Origin of the sequence: Microbacterium deminutum (assembly GCF_039530205.1) — a bacterium.
GTDB classification, from domain to species: domain Bacteria; phylum Actinomycetota; class Actinomycetes; order Actinomycetales; family Microbacteriaceae; genus Microbacterium; species Microbacterium deminutum.
In genome coordinates this window covers 1-15,766 of the sequence record NZ_BAAAOG010000011.1, presented here as the reverse complement: position 1 = coordinate 15,766, position 15,766 = coordinate 1, and the positions used below count along the sequence as shown (strand labels likewise).

General features: G+C 64.9%; 12 protein-coding genes. 9 read left to right on the top strand and 3 right to left on the bottom strand.

Going from position 1 to position 15,766, the window contains the following annotated elements; genetic code table 11:
- The first annotated feature begins 265 nt into the window (after positions 1-265).
- The 6 genes from ABD212_RS17585 (at position 266) to ABD212_RS17560 (ending at position 5,003) form a co-directional block, all read left to right on the top strand.
- Positions 266-1,093: a MinD/ParA family ATP-binding protein gene (locus ABD212_RS17585; RefSeq protein ID WP_344097169.1), complete on the top strand. Its 828-nt coding sequence runs from the start codon at positions 266-268 to the stop codon at positions 1,091-1,093.
- 15 nt (positions 1,094-1,108) lie between these two features.
- A complete protein-coding gene (locus ABD212_RS17580) occupies positions 1,109-2,941 on the top strand; it encodes a type IV secretory system conjugative DNA transfer family protein (RefSeq protein WP_344097167.1) in 1,833 nt (610 codons plus the stop codon).
- The gene (locus ABD212_RS17575; protein ID WP_344097164.1) at positions 2,938-3,330 is read left to right on the top strand and encodes a hypothetical protein; all 393 of its coding nucleotides are present in this window, start codon (positions 2,938-2,940) and stop codon (positions 3,328-3,330) included. The genes ABD212_RS17580 and ABD212_RS17575 overlap by 4 nt, the downstream gene beginning before the upstream one ends.
- Positions 3,327-3,803 carry a hypothetical protein gene (locus tag ABD212_RS17570; RefSeq protein WP_344097162.1) on the top strand — a complete coding sequence of 159 codons (477 nt, stop codon included), beginning with the start codon at positions 3,327-3,329 and terminating at the stop codon, positions 3,801-3,803. Before ABD212_RS17575 ends, ABD212_RS17570 begins: the two co-directional genes overlap by 4 nt.
- A 36-nt stretch (positions 3,804-3,839) precedes the next feature.
- A complete protein-coding gene (locus ABD212_RS17565) occupies positions 3,840-4,286 on the top strand; it encodes a single-stranded DNA-binding protein (RefSeq protein ID WP_344097159.1) in 447 nt (148 codons plus the stop codon).
- Between the two features lie 411 nt (positions 4,287-4,697).
- Positions 4,698-5,003 carry a hypothetical protein gene (locus tag ABD212_RS17560; protein WP_344097157.1) on the top strand — a complete coding sequence of 102 codons (306 nt, stop codon included), beginning with the start codon at positions 4,698-4,700 and terminating at the stop codon, positions 5,001-5,003.
- A 43-nt stretch (positions 5,004-5,046) separates the two neighbouring features.
- On the opposite strand, the gene ABD212_RS17555 is transcribed toward ABD212_RS17560, so the two are convergent.
- Positions 5,047-8,217: an AAA family ATPase gene (locus tag ABD212_RS17555; RefSeq protein ID WP_344097155.1), complete on the bottom strand. Its 3,171-nt coding sequence runs from the start codon at positions 8,215-8,217 to the stop codon at positions 5,047-5,049.
- Between the two features lie 1,035 nt (positions 8,218-9,252).
- Here ABD212_RS17555 and ABD212_RS17550 point away from each other — a divergent pair.
- Positions 9,253-10,242: a S1C family serine protease gene (locus ABD212_RS17550; RefSeq protein ID WP_344097153.1), complete on the top strand. Its 990-nt coding sequence runs from the start codon at positions 9,253-9,255 to the stop codon at positions 10,240-10,242.
- An 819-nt stretch (positions 10,243-11,061) separates the two neighbouring features.
- Here the strand turns inward: ABD212_RS17550 and ABD212_RS17545 are convergent.
- Positions 11,062-11,451, bottom strand: coding sequence for an ASCH domain-containing protein (locus ABD212_RS17545; protein WP_344097304.1), 390 nt, complete (start codon positions 11,449-11,451; stop codon positions 11,062-11,064).
- Positions 11,451-12,977, bottom strand: a complete 1,527-nt coding sequence (locus ABD212_RS17540) for a PIN domain-containing protein (protein ID WP_344097151.1) — start codon at positions 12,975-12,977, stop codon at positions 11,451-11,453. Before ABD212_RS17540 ends, ABD212_RS17545 begins: the two co-directional genes overlap by 1 nt.
- 373 nt (positions 12,978-13,350) lie before the next feature.
- Between ABD212_RS17540 and ABD212_RS17535 the strand changes: the two genes are divergently transcribed.
- Both ABD212_RS17535 and ABD212_RS17530 read left to right on the top strand, forming a co-directional pair.
- The gene (locus ABD212_RS17535; protein WP_344097148.1) at positions 13,351-14,154 is read left to right on the top strand and encodes a DUF2971 domain-containing protein; all 804 of its coding nucleotides are present in this window, start codon (positions 13,351-13,353) and stop codon (positions 14,152-14,154) included.
- A 222-nt stretch (positions 14,155-14,376) separates the two neighbouring features.
- The gene (locus tag ABD212_RS17530; RefSeq protein WP_344097145.1) at positions 14,377-15,738 is read left to right on the top strand and encodes a glycosyltransferase; all 1,362 of its coding nucleotides are present in this window, start codon (positions 14,377-14,379) and stop codon (positions 15,736-15,738) included.
- Positions 15,739-15,766: the final 28 nt, after the last annotated feature.

The following is a 15,766-nucleotide window of genomic DNA, read 5'->3' as shown; positions in this document are numbered from 1 at the left end:
AAACGCCGTCGAGCTCGTTACCTCTGGCGATAGCGGAGACCATCACCTGGTTGTAGGGACGAACGGCACGATCGCGGCCTCCCCCGTACCCCGCCGCGAGCGAATCCAGCCATCACAACCGAGAGAGGAGGTGAGTGAACAGGTTCCGGGATACGACCGATCAGACCGTGTCCCGGAGCCTCACACTCGCAAGTCCTTCATCAGCGCCCCCGTAACGGAACGACCGACCGGGGGATGGCGCGCGGCTCTTGCACGGATCGGCATCTTGATTGCGCCCGCCCCTGCTGAAGTCGCCCGAGCGCAGGACGAGCGGAGCGCTTCATTGCAGTGGGCCGGATGCCGCACGATCGCCGTCGTCAACGGCAAGGGTGGCGTGGGGAAGACGATGACCACCGCCATGATCGCGGCCATGTTCGGCCGGCATGGCGGCGGCAACGTGCTCGCCTGGGACAACAACGACACGAGGGGGACGCTGGGGTGGCGAACCGAGCAGGGACTCTACGACACCACCGTTCGCGATCTTCTGCCTTCCGCAAACCAGCTGCTGGAACCGACGGCATCGGTTTCGGACATCGCCCGGTTCGTCCACCACCAAACGGCTGATCGCTACGACGTGCTGCGCTCGAACCCGGAGCTGCTCGCGACGGATCAGAAGATCTCGCAGCCGGAGTTCGATCTGCTGATGCAGGTGGCGGCACGCTACTACCGAATCGTGATCCTCGACTCCGGAAACGACGAGTCCGCGGACAGGTGGCTACGAATGGTCGACTCTTCCTCCCAGCTGGTGGTCCCAACAACGACTTCTCCCGAATCCGCAGAGTCGGCAGCCTTGCTGCTCGATGCTCTGCGCCAGAGGGATGCGCGCTCCCGCAACCTCGCCGACAACACCGTGGTTGTGGTCACGCAGGCTGAGCGCTCCGGGTCCGAGGCGGCCCGAGCGATTGTCGACGGCTTCGTCGATCAGGTGCGGGCTGTCGAGCGAGTCCCGTTCGACCCTGCGCTGAAGTCCGGCCACCTCCGGTTGAACAACCTCCGCCCTGCAACGAACGCCGCGTGGCTCCGGGTCGCCGCTGCCGTCGCGCGCGGACTGTAGGAGAGGAGCTTGCGCATGAACGAAGCAGCCCTCGGCAAGGCAATCGCGATCGGCCTCGCCATCGCCCTGGTGTTGAGCGTCGTGTTCACGTTCGTCGCTGGCACGGTCGCTCAGGTTGTCTGTGGCACGCGGCCTGAGGCGAAGAACATCTTCTCGGGACTATGGCTCGCCATCAGCGGCGATCCGGCAAGCTTCACCGCGCGGAGGGAGTGCGCGCTTCCCGTCATTCCCATCCGGGTCGTAGATCTGGTCTCGATCCTTCTGATCCTCGGCGTGGCCGTCGCCGGGTTCATTGCGTATCGCAGCTATCGACAGTCGGACGCGGCGTTCATCGCGGACCTGCGAGCACGAGCGGGCTTTGCCGAGGCGTCCGAGATCCGCGCGCATCTCTCCGCACGGGCGGTGTGGCGGCGGGCACGCCAGCTCCGGCCCGACATCGCGCGTCCTCGTGCCACCGACGTCGGGTGGCGCGTAGGTCGCGCGCGAGGTCAGGACGTCTACGTCTCTATCGAAGACTCGGTCGCCCTCGAGGGACCGCCCCGCTCTGGCAAGGGTTACCGGGTTTTGATCTCGGCAATCCTCGACTGGTCCGGTCCGCTCGTGACCACCTCAACGACCAACGACAACCTGACAGCGACGATGCGCATGCGTGAGCGACGCGGAGACGTGCATGTCTTCGACCCTCAGGGCCTTTCGGGCGTCAGGCATCCGCTCCGGGTTTCGCCGATCGCAGGCTGCGAGGATCCTCTCGTCGCGATGCAGCGCGGGGCAGCGATCATCACCGGTACTGCGCTGGGCGCCTCGAGCACGAATGGCGAATGGGCGCAGGCATCCGGTGTCGTACTGGGTCGACTCCTCCATGCGGCCGCTGTCGGAGATCGCACCATCGCTGATCTCTACAACTGGGGAACCAGCCCCGTCGTTGCGCGCAAAGCGGTCGAGGTTCTTCGCGCTGATGGCGCAGAGGGATGGGGCGACAACCTCGAGGCGACGCTTGCTGGTGACGACAAACTCGTCTCGTCGATCTGGTTCGGTGTGCAGAACGCTGTGGCCCCCCTCGCCGTGCCCAAGATCCGCGAGGCGCTCATGCCTCGCCCCGGCGACCGGGTACTCGATCCACGCGAGTTCCTAGATGCACCAAACACGCTCTATTTGATCGGATCCGCGTCCGGAGCATCGGCGATGGGCGGATTCCTCGGCGCCTTGCTCGACGACATCGTCGAAGTCGCTCGTAACCGCGCGCTCGCCTCCCAAGGATCGCGCCTTCCCCACCCCCTCGGACTGATCCTGGATGAAATCGCCAATATGTTCCGGTGGGGCAATCTGCCGCGCATCATGGCGGACGGTGGCGGTCGCGGGATCTGTACCTTCGTCGTCCTACAGGCACTCTCACAAGCCGAGACGTCGTGGTCCCGCGCGGAAGCCGACACGATCTGGGCGGCCGCTACCGCCAAGGTCCTCCTCGGCGGCGCGTCACACGTCGACCACCTTCGCGACGTAGAGGCACTCCTCGGAACACGCCAGACGAGGCGCACCCAGCGATCATGGTCGACCCGGGATGCGGGCCACTCGACCAGCGAGCAGCATGAACGCCTTCCACTGATGTCGGTCGACGAGATCCGCCGTATGCCGCCGACAGTGGGCCTCCTCGCGTACAGGAACCGGCGAGCCGTACTGCTCGACGTGACCGGCTGGGACCAGCGCCGCGACGCGATGACGATCCAGCGTGGCAAGCGGGACACGGAGATCGACCAGCGAGCGGTGTTCGACGAGGCCTACCACCCTGCGCCGGCCCCCGTCGAAGCTTCCGACGCCGAAATGAATACCGAGGTGGTGAGCGAGGAGTGAACAACCGTCGCAAGCCAGGCAGGCTCAATCGCTACAGGTCGGAGTTCCTCCACTCAGCGGCGTGGTTCGCACGGCGAGACCGGTGGTTCAAGAAGCAGCAGAGACTGGGACGCAACCTTTCGTGCGCGGCGTGCGGGCGACCAGCCAGCGAGCGTGAACTGGAGCTTCACCACCTCGACTACACCGGTGTTCGGTTCGCGGACGGCTCGTGGCGCGCATTCGAGCGCCACGCTGATCTCGTTCCGCTCCATCCCTTCTGCCACGACCTGCTGCACCGCCTGATCGACCGCGACGCCGTGCTCGCTCGGCATCGATCGAGGAGGGACGCTTCGGCGCTGGCCCTCGAAAGACTGCGGATCAAGATCACCGCCTTCGAGGAGTCCCTGTGAAAGAGCGTGACGAGAAGGATGTCGAGCGGCTCGCCTCCGCCGAGCTGACCGGGTACCACCCCGATGCCCGCGCAGGGTCGTCGGAGCCACTCGGTATTAAGGTCGTCGACTGGCGTCGGCTGCCTGACGATGAGGCTCGCCACCACTGGGTCATCCTTCGTCGATGGGTGGAGTGGTTCACGGTTCGCTACGGCATCCCTGTCAGCGTCGTTCCGACCTGCTGGTGGAGGCACGGAGCGCTGGTAGAGGAACTGTCCGCATTGCATGTCGCCCACGTCGTTAGCTTCGACTCGGCCGATACCGGTCTTGGCCCGATCACATGGCACGAACACCTCTCACTCGCGATTCCGCGGCTCACACGAGCCGGCGCGGGTTGCGCGAGCTCGCACAGCGAGACGAGGCCCCGCTCGTGGTCGAGGGCGACCGACGAGCAGGAGTGGGACGCGTGGACCAGACAGGCCCACGCTCATTGAGGCATCCACGGCTGCCTCTCAACGGAAGGAAGAAGGATGACGACAAGAATCCCCGTCACCATCGAGGGCAATCTCACTGGTGACCCTGAGCACGGCGCTTCGGAGTCGGGCAACGAGTACGCCCGATTCACGGTTGCCGTGAACGACCGCCGTCTCAATGACACGACGCAGCGGTGGGAGGATGCCGGCACGGTGTTCCACCGCGTGGTGGTGTTCAACCAGCAGTCACGCCACGTGGCTGACTCACTCCGAAAGGGCGACAGCGTGATCGTCGCCGGCGATCTCCGGTTCGGCACGTACGCCGATAAGGAGACCGGCCAGACGCGCGAGACGCGCGACATTGTCGCAGACAACGTCGGTGCCTCGCTCAAGTTCGCGAGCGTCGACATCGAGCGCGCCCCAAAAGCCACGAGCCCCGGAGCTGACGCTTCGGGGCCGGTGGCGACGCCGGTTTCGTACACCGGTGCCGGAGTTGCTCGCTGACCCATCGCAACAGGAGAGCGGGCAGGAGTCACACTACTCCTGCCCGCTTCGTCTGAATGTGAGATTGAGCAGTCGCGCTACACATATGAGCGGTGGACATACCAGTCAGTCTCGGTCCTGTAGACGTCGAACACGAATGACTCTCCTCCCTCATCGGTTGCCTGGAACCGCCATCCGTATAGGCCGCCCGGCGGGGTCAGTGGCGCTGTCCAGATCGACTCCCGCAACCGGGTCGGAGTGTCCGTGATCCGCCAGCGGCGCCCGACATAGAACATGCGCACAGGGACGTTGTCGACTAGCCACACCGTTGCTTCATGTTCTACATCGACATCCGTCATGGAGATCAAGAATAGAACTTATCTTCGAATCCGGCTACCCTCAGATCCAGGATCGGATGAGGGGATGCCGGTCGTGGGCACGAGCAAGCGCTACGCAGCGCACTACGACGGACTTATGGACGCTCGGGTGCTGCAACGCATCGCGGCCGACTTCCCACTGCAGACGCTCACCGCGAAAGAACTGCAGCGCGACGAACTCCCAGAGACTCGTGACCCGCGGCCAAAGGCATGTCGAGCATGGGTGCGGTTCGGCCCGCATGCGATGCTCGTCGATGCGGCAGTGGTTGTCTGGAATGACCGGGCTTGCGGCATCCAATTCAATGTCGGCGACAAGCAGTTCCGGTGTTGGGTCTGGGCCAATGCCGTGACGCTTGTGTAGGTCCCTTGCCCCGCAGGCAAGACACGGGCGGTGTCGAGGCCATCTAGATTCCTCGGGTTGGCCCCTGACGGGGCGTGATGGGCAGCGGAGCCGCAGCCGCCGGTGATGCGGCTCGAACGCGGTGGTCGCGTTCTCGTTCAGCATCCGACATGGCATCCCGAATAAACCGCTCGACAATGGCACCGTCGTGCGACTGCGAGGCCATCGCGAATTGAGCGCTTAGTTCCCGATACTCTGGCTGCGCCGCGGCGAGCTTCGCCTCGAGCACGTCGACCGGAGCAGACGGCCCGTCCGACCACTGAGCCGAGTTGTGTCGACCATGCGACCTGGCCTCCGCCGAGCGCGTACGAGCGCCGTTCGCTCCTAGCGCCGCCCGGCTCGCTTCGATCCAAGCTTTCAGTTCGGTAAGAAACTGAGCCAACGCTGTGGTGTCGCGTGACCACGTCGCGATTGCGTGCTCGATGTCTGCCACCATTCCAAACGGCCGCCTCGCACGATCGTTCGGAGGCGGGACCCGATCGCCAACGTGAGGCGCAAGCGCAGCCCGTCCGAGCTCCACTCGAGCGGCACGCGTCGAGTCCTCGATGCTCACCTCGAGCGTGCCACGCATCATCGAATCCGCCACCTTGTCACGTGCGCTTGCAGACGTGTGGGCGATCGCGATGGTCTCATTGTGTACCCGTCCGCGCGTCATTCCGACGTACAACCCCGACGCGTCGACGCCGGGTCCGACGATCGAAGCGTCCGTCGTCTCGCCTTGGATTCCGTGCACGGTGGAGGCGTAGGCGAGGTGAATGTGTCCCGCCGTGTACTCGAGATTCACGTGTCGGACGTCGCCACTGTCGCTGATGCTCGCGAGTTCGAGCGCGTCAGGGAGAATGCGTTGGATCACCCAGAGAGCGCGGTTCTCCACATCCGCATTCGTGTCGTTCAGCCGGGTTTGTACAACGTCGCCCTCGAGCAGGCGTTGCTCCCCTTGTCCGATTGCAAGCCGAGTCTGCATCAACTGGCCGAGATCGATGCGCCGCTGCTGGATCGCCTCATTGATCGCGTCGGCCTCCTCGTTGGTACCGGTTACGAGGGCGACTCGCTTCCTGTCGCTTGCCCACCTGAAGTACGCCTCGACCATCGCATCACGGGCTTGGTTCGCATCCGCGACCCGGTGTATGAGTCCGCGCTGGTCCAGTTCGTCCGCGACCGCCAGCGCGTGTTCTTTGGATGCCGGCTCCCGCATACGCAGGGTGAGCGCGGCATATTCGGGATCACGGAATCGGTGTACGACGGCAAGCTCCACGACGGCGGTTGCGCGTCGCGTCATGCATGCCATCGCCCCGGCGTGACCAACCGGCATCGCTTGGAGATGATCGCCGACCATTGCTACGCCAGCTCCGGTCTCTGCTGCGAGAGTCGCAAGTGCGAGGGCGGTGTGCAGATCGACCATCCCCGCCTCGTCGACCACAATCCGATCGCCCTGCCGCAGGATGAAGCGACGCGCACCCTCGTAGCTGTACCCGGTCTGCGGATCTGTCTGACCAAGGGAGAGCCGAGTCCACAACTCGGCGCCCGACTCGTCACGGCCCCACCGCCAACCGTGGTCTGCTAGGAGGGCGTGGACGCTCGAAGCCGTCGCGCCGATCTCTCGGCCCGCCACTGTGGCCGCCTTCTTCGTGGGTGCGACCACGACAAGTCGCCGACCCTGCCTGGCCAAGGCGACACGCGCGACCCGGAGCATGGTGGTCTTGCCAGCGCCGGCGGGACCGGTCACGGAAACCAGGCGGTCAGTCCCCGAGATTGCCGCAGCCGCGCTCATCTGCGCGTCGTCGAGAGTTAGGTGCTCGGCGAGGATCGCGCCGGCGATCCTCACGATCTCTGTCTGCACAGCCCACTCTCCAGTACACGTGAGGCCTGCGAACCTCGCTGCGAGTTCGACCTTCAGCGCGGCCGTCGATGCAGCCATGTAGCCCTTGATGTGCGACGGCCGACTCGACTCTTCGAGGAGGTCTACGGTGTGCTGACCCGCGCGTCGGACGACATCGTCGATCAGTTCCTGCAGATCTACCCGCGACGCAACAAGTCCGGATGCCGCCGCCGCACGTGTGGCGCCGGCCCGAATGTCGTACGAGCTGAATCGTCCTCCGCAGGCAGACGATCGAGTGTCCGCGTCGACGATCGCCTTCGCCGCGAGCAGTTCTCGGTCGATTGCCTCCATACCAACTTGGGAGATTTGTGTTGCCCGCCTCGTCCGCAGGAGCGTCGGATCGACGGCAAGCAGTTCGTCTGCGATGAGCTGCTCCCACTCCGATTCATCGATCACTCCTGGCTTGTTGGGACGGTTCTTCGCCCATGACAAGCGATCGATGTGCTGAAGCACCTCGTGGCTCGGTTCCTGCCCCGGGTGATCTGCCCTCCATGTGATCAGGAGCGTGGCCCGGTTCGCTTCGATCTGATTCGATCGCCGCGACAGCGGGCGGACCGCGTCGACAAGTTCAGCGATCTCACCATCGGAGTTCAGCGAGTACCCATGCCGCGCGAGCGCTGCCATCCAAGTCGGATCCGTCCGGGCAGCAAGCTCGCCCTCGGCGTTGATCAGCGTGTGCATCTTCATCGCTACTCGCGAGTCGACGTTCGACCACTTGCCGTCTTCGCCTTGGACTTTGACATTCAGCCAGAGATGGCGATGAATGTGCGGGTCGAGCGCCCGTGACCGGCGGTGCCGGAGTTCGACGACTTCGATCCGGCCGAGCGCCTCGCGGACCCTGCCTCCTGCACCCCGACGCGCGTTCAACTCCTCTTGCCAGAGGGTGATGATGCGATCGCGCAGACGATCCTGCAGCGCTTCGAACTCGAACGCGAGATCGGAGTTGATGAGCGTGGCAATGCTGTAGGACTTTGGCGCGTTGATCGTGCCATCCAGGATGAGGTCCGCGGTCGGTGAGGTGAGTTCGCGGCCTCGGTGAGCGTCAGTGAGAGGGTCGTGCCCATCAACCCACCGGCGCAGCTCTTCGGGACGGAGCCCGTCGACCGTGATCGCACCGTCCTCCACAGTGAAGCGCGTGGCTCGCGTCGCATCTACGTTGCTGTAGCCGGCGAGCGCCTCGACACCCGTGACGCTGCGAAGGTGAGAATCGCATGTTCCCTTGAATGCGTACGCCATTGCTTGCCGAACCCCTTGTGATTCGACACCCCGCTTCCAGCGCTCGAGGCCGCCACGCATGCGACCAGGGTACGCCGGTTGTGTCTAAGTATCGAGTGCTTACACAGAAGTGCCTGCGTGCATTGCGTTTTTCTTGGTCGTCGTGGTCGTGGTCGTGGTCTCGTCTTCGTCGTGGTCGTGGTCGTCGTCTTCGTCGTGGTCGTGGTCGTGGTCTTCGTCGTGGTCTTCGTCGTGGTCTTGGGGTGGCGGGTCTGGGTCGTGATCGGCCCGATGCTTGCTCGCTGGAGGTCGTTGGTGGAGAGGACTCACAGGGCCCCCATGCTGCGATGGCGCGCGACACGTGGCCTTCGCGTCGGTTCCGTCGAGCGTTCTGAATCTCAGCGCCAAAGTCGTGGTACGTCGCCCGCATAGCGCGCCGCCAGCGGGCCATTCAGCGGGCCGGTCCTACGCGCCTCGCCGGCCGATGAGGACTCGGCGCCAGAGCACCTCGTCCCTGTTCCATGATCGACCGTCACCGTCCACTCCCTTGACGGCGCTCACTGAAGTTCCCCAGTCTGCTCATCGAAGTTCCCCACCCTGGGTCGTTCCGCCGCGTGCGGCGGGCCTCCCTCGATGCTGATGGTCTCTGACCACACCAGCTCGAGAGAGGCCCGGTTCTCATGCTCTCGGAGGAGGCCGACGTGGATATCCACGCGCTCAGACGGCAGGGGATGACGATCAGCGAGATCGCCCGCCGTACCGACAATGACCGCAGGACGATCCGGGGCTACCTGAACGGTGACCGCGTCCCTGGTCGGCGTGAACGGGCCGCGCCAGACGCGTTCGACGGCACACTGTTTGGACGGGGCGCTCCTCCACGGCCCGGAGACGGTCGTGGCCGGAAGCCGCCGCATCCCTGGCGTCCCGGACACCCTGTTGCGTGGTTCCACGTCGCTCCATGAGGATTGCCACGTGGATGACCCATCAGTCGTACCGGGCCGTGCCGAAGTCCCCGATTCCGCCGACACCCCTCAGGTCCGTCTGGCAGAGCCGGTCAGGCACTCGCCGTCGCGCAACTCGTGGATAGGTGCGGCGGTCGGCGTCGTCGCTGCCGCTGTGCTCGGCGGACTCGTCGGCGGGCTCGTCGTCAAGGCTGCCGTTTCCGAAACGGCGTGCGACGCCGTCCGCGTCGCCCGTGACGTGCTGCCGTCGGTGGTGACCGTCACAGCGGTCGGTCGCGATGGCTCGGCGGGCGGTACCGGGACGGGTGAGATCATCAAGTCCGGCGGCTACATCCTGACCAACGAGCATGTGATCGCTGCCGCGCTCGACGGCGGCAGTCTGAGCGTTCGCTACACGGACGGGTCCACATCAGCCGCTTCGCTGGTCGGAGCCGACGCCGCGACCGACCTCGCCGTCCTGAAGGCAGACGACGGAGCGGACGGGCGGCCGCTTATCACCCAAGGATCGTCGACCAACTTGGAAATCGGCCAACCGGTCGTCGCGCTCGGCGCGCCGCTCGGTCTGTACAGCACGGTGACCAAAGGCATCGTGAGCGCGCTGGGCCGGAGTGTCACCGTCCCCTCCGGCCGGCCGATCAACCATCACCTCCTCGACGCCATTCAGACCGATGCCTCGATCAATCCCGGCAACAGCGGCGGTCCGCTCGTGAACTGCTCCGGCGCTTTCGTCGGGGTCAACTCGGCGATCAGCACGGTCCCTGACGCCGCAGGCAATACTGGCGGAGGAAGCGTCGGAATCGGATTCGCCATCCCCGCGGCGATCGCGATGCCGATTGCAGAGCAGATGATCGAAACCGGCAGCGCAGGACACGCGAGCTTGGGCATTGAGGCGCGCACGGTGCCGGCTGTCGGCGCCTCGCCGCTCCGCGGCGTGTTCGTCGCCGGCGTCGAGCCTGGCGGGCCGGCGACGCAAGCAGGGTTGCAAACCGGGGACGTGATCACCGAGATCGACCACGCGACGATTCGAAGCGTCGACGACATGGTCTTGACGTTGCTCAGAAAGCATGCCGGCGACAGGGTGGAGGTGACGTTCGTTCGCGCCGGCGAGGTCATGAATGCCACCGTCACGCTTACGACGTCCTGAGCGAACTCGCAGCGAATGCCAATAATCAGGTGAGCGCCGACGCGGAACGCAATCGGATCCGCAGTGCGACCATCACTGGCGGACTCGCCACACTCGAGTTCGCGGCTCATGCTGTTGCAGTGAACGACCGGCTACCGCACGCGCTTTGCTGGGCCGACTTCCACGCGCGACGAGTCCAGACAACCGCCGACGCGCACGCTGCCGCATCGATGGGTCCGAACTGCCGGTCACGCTGATTCGCCTCCTGGGTCCTGCAGACGGGGCAGAGTGATTCCTCGTTCGGGTGAACGTCAGGCAGGAAGATTTCGAATAGCGGTGAAGTTTTGCGCCTCGATCGACGAAACCCGCACGATCACCGGCTCCGATGAACCTTCGAACGCGGTCTGCACGTGCGCGGCGTCCCAAGCTTCGATATAGCCGAACGGTTGCTCCTCGATCCATACCTGAACCGCACTCGGGTCCGCTGAGTTGACCGGCGCCCGCCGCAGTCACCGCTTCAACCGGTCCCGCCTCAGCCGCTGCGATGTCCGAGGCGACGTGCGGCGGCTTCCAGGTCAGCACCCGTTGCCATGACCCATCGGGGCGATGACGGGGTACGCGAGCTTGCGCTAGAGCGGCCCGCAATTCGCGGCCTAGCTGCTCTCGCGTGATTGTGCGAGGCACTCCTCCGCCGTTGTTCGTCTGTGGCACGCGCTCAGCATCCGACGCACGCGTTGATGCTTGTCCTGGCTTGCCGCACCGACCCCGTTGGCACTCTCTCCAGTGAGGTCTGCAATGGACCTTCGCGTTGCGCGGCTGACGAGCGCCCAAGCACAGTTGTTACGCCAAGGCGAGGGCGGGTGTGGACGTCGCGGGAATGTATGCGAAGGACTGGGGAACCGCGGGCCGCGGCTCAAGCTCATCAAGTCCGACCGGGTCCGGGAGACGTTCAGCACCGCCGACCACGATGGCCACCGCAGTATCGCGCCCTTCGTAGTACTCGAAGAACGACGCCTCGTCGATGACACCGATCTTGCCGAAGCGCGCCCAGATGTCGGCAGGCGTGCCCGATACGACCTCGTGAACGGTGAAGCTCCCAATGACCTTGCTGACGGGTGCGGTGGCGTAGACGAGCACTGTCTCGATGTCATCCGCGAGGCGACGCTTGCGGAACTCAACGCGCTTGATGCCGTCCATGATGGCGTCTGCGTAGCGCTCGTGAATCGCCATCAGGGCCACGCGTTCAGTTGATGCTCTACCCATGCGATTCCTTCCTGGTCTCTCACCCGAGTTATCGATTGCGGCCAGGTTGTTACGACCTTATGCGCCACGAGGACCTCCCGCGGCCAAGGGGGCACGATGAATCGGTCGTGTCGAAACAGGATGGTGAGGACGCCCGTGCCATCTTGGTGCAGGTCTGCGACGTCCTCCTCCGAGTAGACCGTCCGCTTGAACGAGAGCTCGATGGTCTCGATGGGGTCGGTCGACTTGTGAGACATCTCGGCGACACCGGCGGCGACCACTCCGCCATCACCGGTTCTGCCGCCCTGGCTTCGGTAGAACAGCAACGTCGACCCCTCAGGGATGCTCTTCGTCTGGCTGCGACATAGGTAAGCCTTCCGAATCGCGTTGCCGTGCGCCCGCGGCTCGGGATCAGTGCCTGGCAGCGGGATGGCTCCGGACGGACCGAAAACCTCCGCGTCGGGGAACAGGTCTTCGTACCATTTCGGGATGATGGGGATGACGAAGATTGGCTGGCCCGCGCGGATGGCCGGTGGCCCATATGCGATGTGGTGCGCCAGCCCATCGAGGTCGGCGCCGGCGGGCGGGTCGAGCACCTTGACCCAGGCCTGTTCGTCAAGGTGCGTAGCATCCTTTGCGCCGACCATGGTGAAGCCGAACTCGGGAAGGAAGTCGAGAAGGCGCTCGTGAGTCGACTCCACGAAGAGCTCGCTCGGACGGCCAGGCTCTTCGGCCGCCCAGCGGAGAACTGCCTTCAGCAGCAGCTCACCGAGACGTCGTCCGGCAGCGAAGTCGGCGACCTTGAACGTCGAGAGCTTGATGGCGTCCTTGCCCACCGTGACCGGATGGGTGTCGCGCATCTTGACAATGGCGAGGGCTTCGTACCTTCCGTCTGCCGCACGGACGACCCAGGCACGGCGAGATGCCGACTCAGTCTTGACCTTGGCGATCCAGCCGTCGAAGTCGGCGTACGTGTCGCGGAGGCTCTCGAAGATAGGCTGGCGGGCGTCGAGTTCGTAGGTCTTGACAGCCTCCACGGACGGCGGCGGGGGTGGTGCGCCGGGATGCCAGGTCGCCAGCTGAGCGGCGGCATCGTCGGGTCGCAGCACTCTGGACTCGTGCCCGAGCCGAGCTGCTCTCTGGCGGAGTTTCGAGTCGTTGGTTACGAGGAAGTGCACCGCGCCGATGTCGAGTGCGGCGAGGATTCGCGAGTCCCGGTCATCGTTGGGGGACCGCGGGGTGGGAAAGACTTCGAGGACGTGTTGCGGGACGGTGACCTCGTGAAGTGCCGGGTACTTCGCGTACGCCGCGAGGTTCTGCTCGCGATGCACCCGGTCGGCGGTCTCCTTGAAGTCGTCGAGGGTCGCGGGGTGGACGTAGACCTTGTGTCCATGTTCGCCTGCGATACGAAGGAATGTGCTGACGACCGGTTGGAGTTCTTCAAGTTGCCCATTGAAAGGCTCGGCGGCGATGACGACATTCGAGTCGATGAGAAACGACATCTCCGTCTGCATCAGCGCCCCCTTGCGAAGATGCTATTGGCGAGCGGTCATCGTTCCCCGACTTGACGCGAAAAGGGCGTCGTGCCGGTATACGGGGGCGCCGAATTCGGTGTCTCGAAGAGCTCTGATGTGGGCTCGCGGCCGCCCACCCAGGGACCGGCTTACGCACGGTCACGGTAACGGACGAAGGAAGTCAGGGATCGGCTCTGCGAGCGCGGGCACCATGCCCGGCTACTCGACGTCGTCCATATTCCCGGACGCCCGAGCAATGGTGCGATACCTTCGCGGAATGGTAGATGACAGCGTTCCGGGCCAGGTACGCATTGATCGGACCGCCAATCTCTGGGGCGCTCAGGAGAGCGGTGGGGCATACCGTCGGCGGCACGTGTATCACTACACCGACGCGGCGGGCATGAGCGGGATACTGCAGAGCAACCAGCTGTGGGCCACATCGGCGACTGCGCTGAATGATTCATCCGAGGTCAAGCACGGGTTCGAGGTCTGCCGTGTTGCACTACAAATGTGGGACGAGCCCGATCCGCTGATCAGAGCCGTCGTCGGCCACCTCATCGACCAGGCCTCAGCAACGCAGGATCTCGTTGATAACACGTACATCGTGAGTGCCAGCTCGTCGTCCTACCTGATGAATCAGTGGACCGGGTACGCCCAGTCCTCTGGTTACTGCTTGACGATCCGAGCAGACGTCGCGTTTGCCCCCGCTGGATCCGAAGGGCGGCTCGCTTCGTCCGAGTGGGTACGCGTTTTGTACGACAGTAGGTCTCAACATCGGATGGCTCAACGTCTATTTGGGCAACTACCAGGACTGGCGTCGAAGGATGCGCTTCGCGCGATCACCTCTCTCGCCGCCGTGCTGAAGCACCACGCTTTCGCTGCCGAGGATGAGTGGCGACTCATCGCCAGTCTCGAATCGAGAGGTCACCCAAACTTTCGGATTCGCGGAAATCAAATCGTCCCGTACGTCGAGTTGCGGCCGGCGGCGAGGGAAACGGGCGAAGCACTGTTTCCTTCCGACGAGGTGGCTCCGGTGCCTGTTGACCAGATCACGGTGGGCCCGCCAACAGGCATGTCCGCCGAGCGCCGGATGAACGGTCTCCGCCGCTATCTAGCCGCACGAGGTCTTGGCACCATCCCGATCGAGAACTCCGAGATCCCGTACGTGAGTGACTGAGCTTGGCAGCTCCCCTTCCTGTTATAGACGCCTCCGAGCCACAGCACTGGGCCTCTCGTCAGGCAAAGCTGCGGTTGTTCGCTGAACCACCGTCAGGGGGCGGCGGCTGACTCTTCTGGGACAACCGCCGTATTCAACCCTGCACGGCGATGAAGCCTGAGTTGGCGGCAGATGAAGACTGACATTGCGGCGCCTCCACGGGAGAGCCAGACTTGCTGCGCGATGCGGATCAGTGAGGGGATGGTCATGGTCGACGAAGGGCTGATGGCCAGCGCGGTGTGCCCGATCCGGCGAGCGTCGCCGTTCATGGCTGACCAGCTGGGGCGTCACGGTGCCCGGTTCCTGTTGGCGATGATCGACGGCGGCGGGACCGTCCCGCCCGCCATCGGTCTCGCCACCGAACTCGTCCGGCGCGGCCATGCGGTGCACCTGCTGGCGGATCCGACGATCGAAGCGTCGGCCAGATCGGCGGGTTGCGGTTTCAGCCCATGGCGGGATGCGCCCCATTTCGACTCCCGAGCCGAGCAGACGGCAATGATCGCCGCGATGGAGGGGCGCAATCCGCTGCGCGCCTTCCGGGCGGTCAAAGACTTCGCCGGGAAAGAGATGACCCGGCGCTACGCCGAGGACGTCGTGGCGACCGTTCGCGAGTTCCCCGTGGATGCCGTCCTGGCGGATGGCCTGCCCGGAATTCTGATCGGGGCCCAATCGACCGGCCTGCCTACTGCCGCTCTGCTTGCACAGACCTACTTGCGGCCGACACCGGGCCTGCCGCTGATGGGAACCGGCTGGTCGCCAGGCCCGGGTGTGCTTCGCCGGGCGAGGGACTCGGTGGCGCCGAAGACCGCTTCGTGGCTCCTGGACCTCACCCTGCCACGGCTCAACGTCGTGGTGGCAGGCTACGGACAGCCGCCGCTGCGCGACGTGTTCGAGTTGTTCGACCGATGCATGAAGGTGCTGGTCATGACCAGTCCGTCGTTCGACTTCGTCGCCCCGCGACTGCCGGCCAATGTCAGATACGTCGGGCCACAGCTCGACGACCCGGGTTGGGCAGCCGTCGAGTGGCATTCTCGGGGGCCCGACCCGCTCGTGCTCGTCGCCACCAGTTCGATCTTCCAACACCAGGTCGACCTGCTGCAGCGCATCGCTCGGGCAGTGGGCCAACTGCCCGTCCGGGGCCTCATCACCACCGGCACTGCCGTAAACCCGGACGAAATCGCGGCGCCGCCTAATGTCGAGGTCGTCCAGGCGGCCCCGCACAGCCGGATTCTCCCTGAGGCATCGGCCGTCATCACTCACGCCGGCCACGGCACCCTCATCAAGGCTCTCGCAGCCGGTGTCCCGCTGGTGTGCATACCGATGGGCCGCGACCAGAAGGACAACACGGTGCGAGCTCTTCGGCACGGTGCCGGCGTACGCCTGAGCGCAAAGTCGACGCCGGACAAGATCGCGGCAGCTGTCGCCGACATCTTGGACAATCCTCACTACACGGCAGCGGCTCGCCGTTTCGCGCACATCCTCGCGCAGGAAGCCGCAACGACGCCCAGCGCGGCTGACGAAGCTGAAGCCATGCTGCGAAGCTGACGGCATGGTGTAACGAACGCCCTCACGA

Excerpts from the sequence above, each read along its gene's own strand:
- ABD212_RS17580 (WP_344097167.1), top strand. The coding sequence starts at position 1,109 with ATGAACGAAGCAGCCCTCGGCAAGGCAATCGCGATCGGCCTCGCCATC.
- ABD212_RS17565 (WP_344097159.1), top strand. The coding sequence starts at position 3,840 with ATGACGACAAGAATCCCCGTCACCATCGAGGGCAATCTCACTGGTGAC.
- ABD212_RS17555 (WP_344097155.1), bottom strand. The coding sequence starts at position 8,217 with ATGCGTGGCGGCCTCGAGCGCTGGAAGCGGGGTGTCGAATCACAAGGG.
- ABD212_RS17545 (WP_344097304.1), bottom strand. The coding sequence starts at position 11,451 with ATGGCGATTCACGAGCGCTACGCAGACGCCATCATGGACGGCATCAAG.
- ABD212_RS17540 (WP_344097151.1), bottom strand. The coding sequence starts at position 12,977 with ATGCAGACGGAGATGTCGTTTCTCATCGACTCGAATGTCGTCATCGCC.
- ABD212_RS17530 (WP_344097145.1), top strand. The coding sequence starts at position 14,377 with ATGCGGATCAGTGAGGGGATGGTCATGGTCGACGAAGGGCTGATGGCC.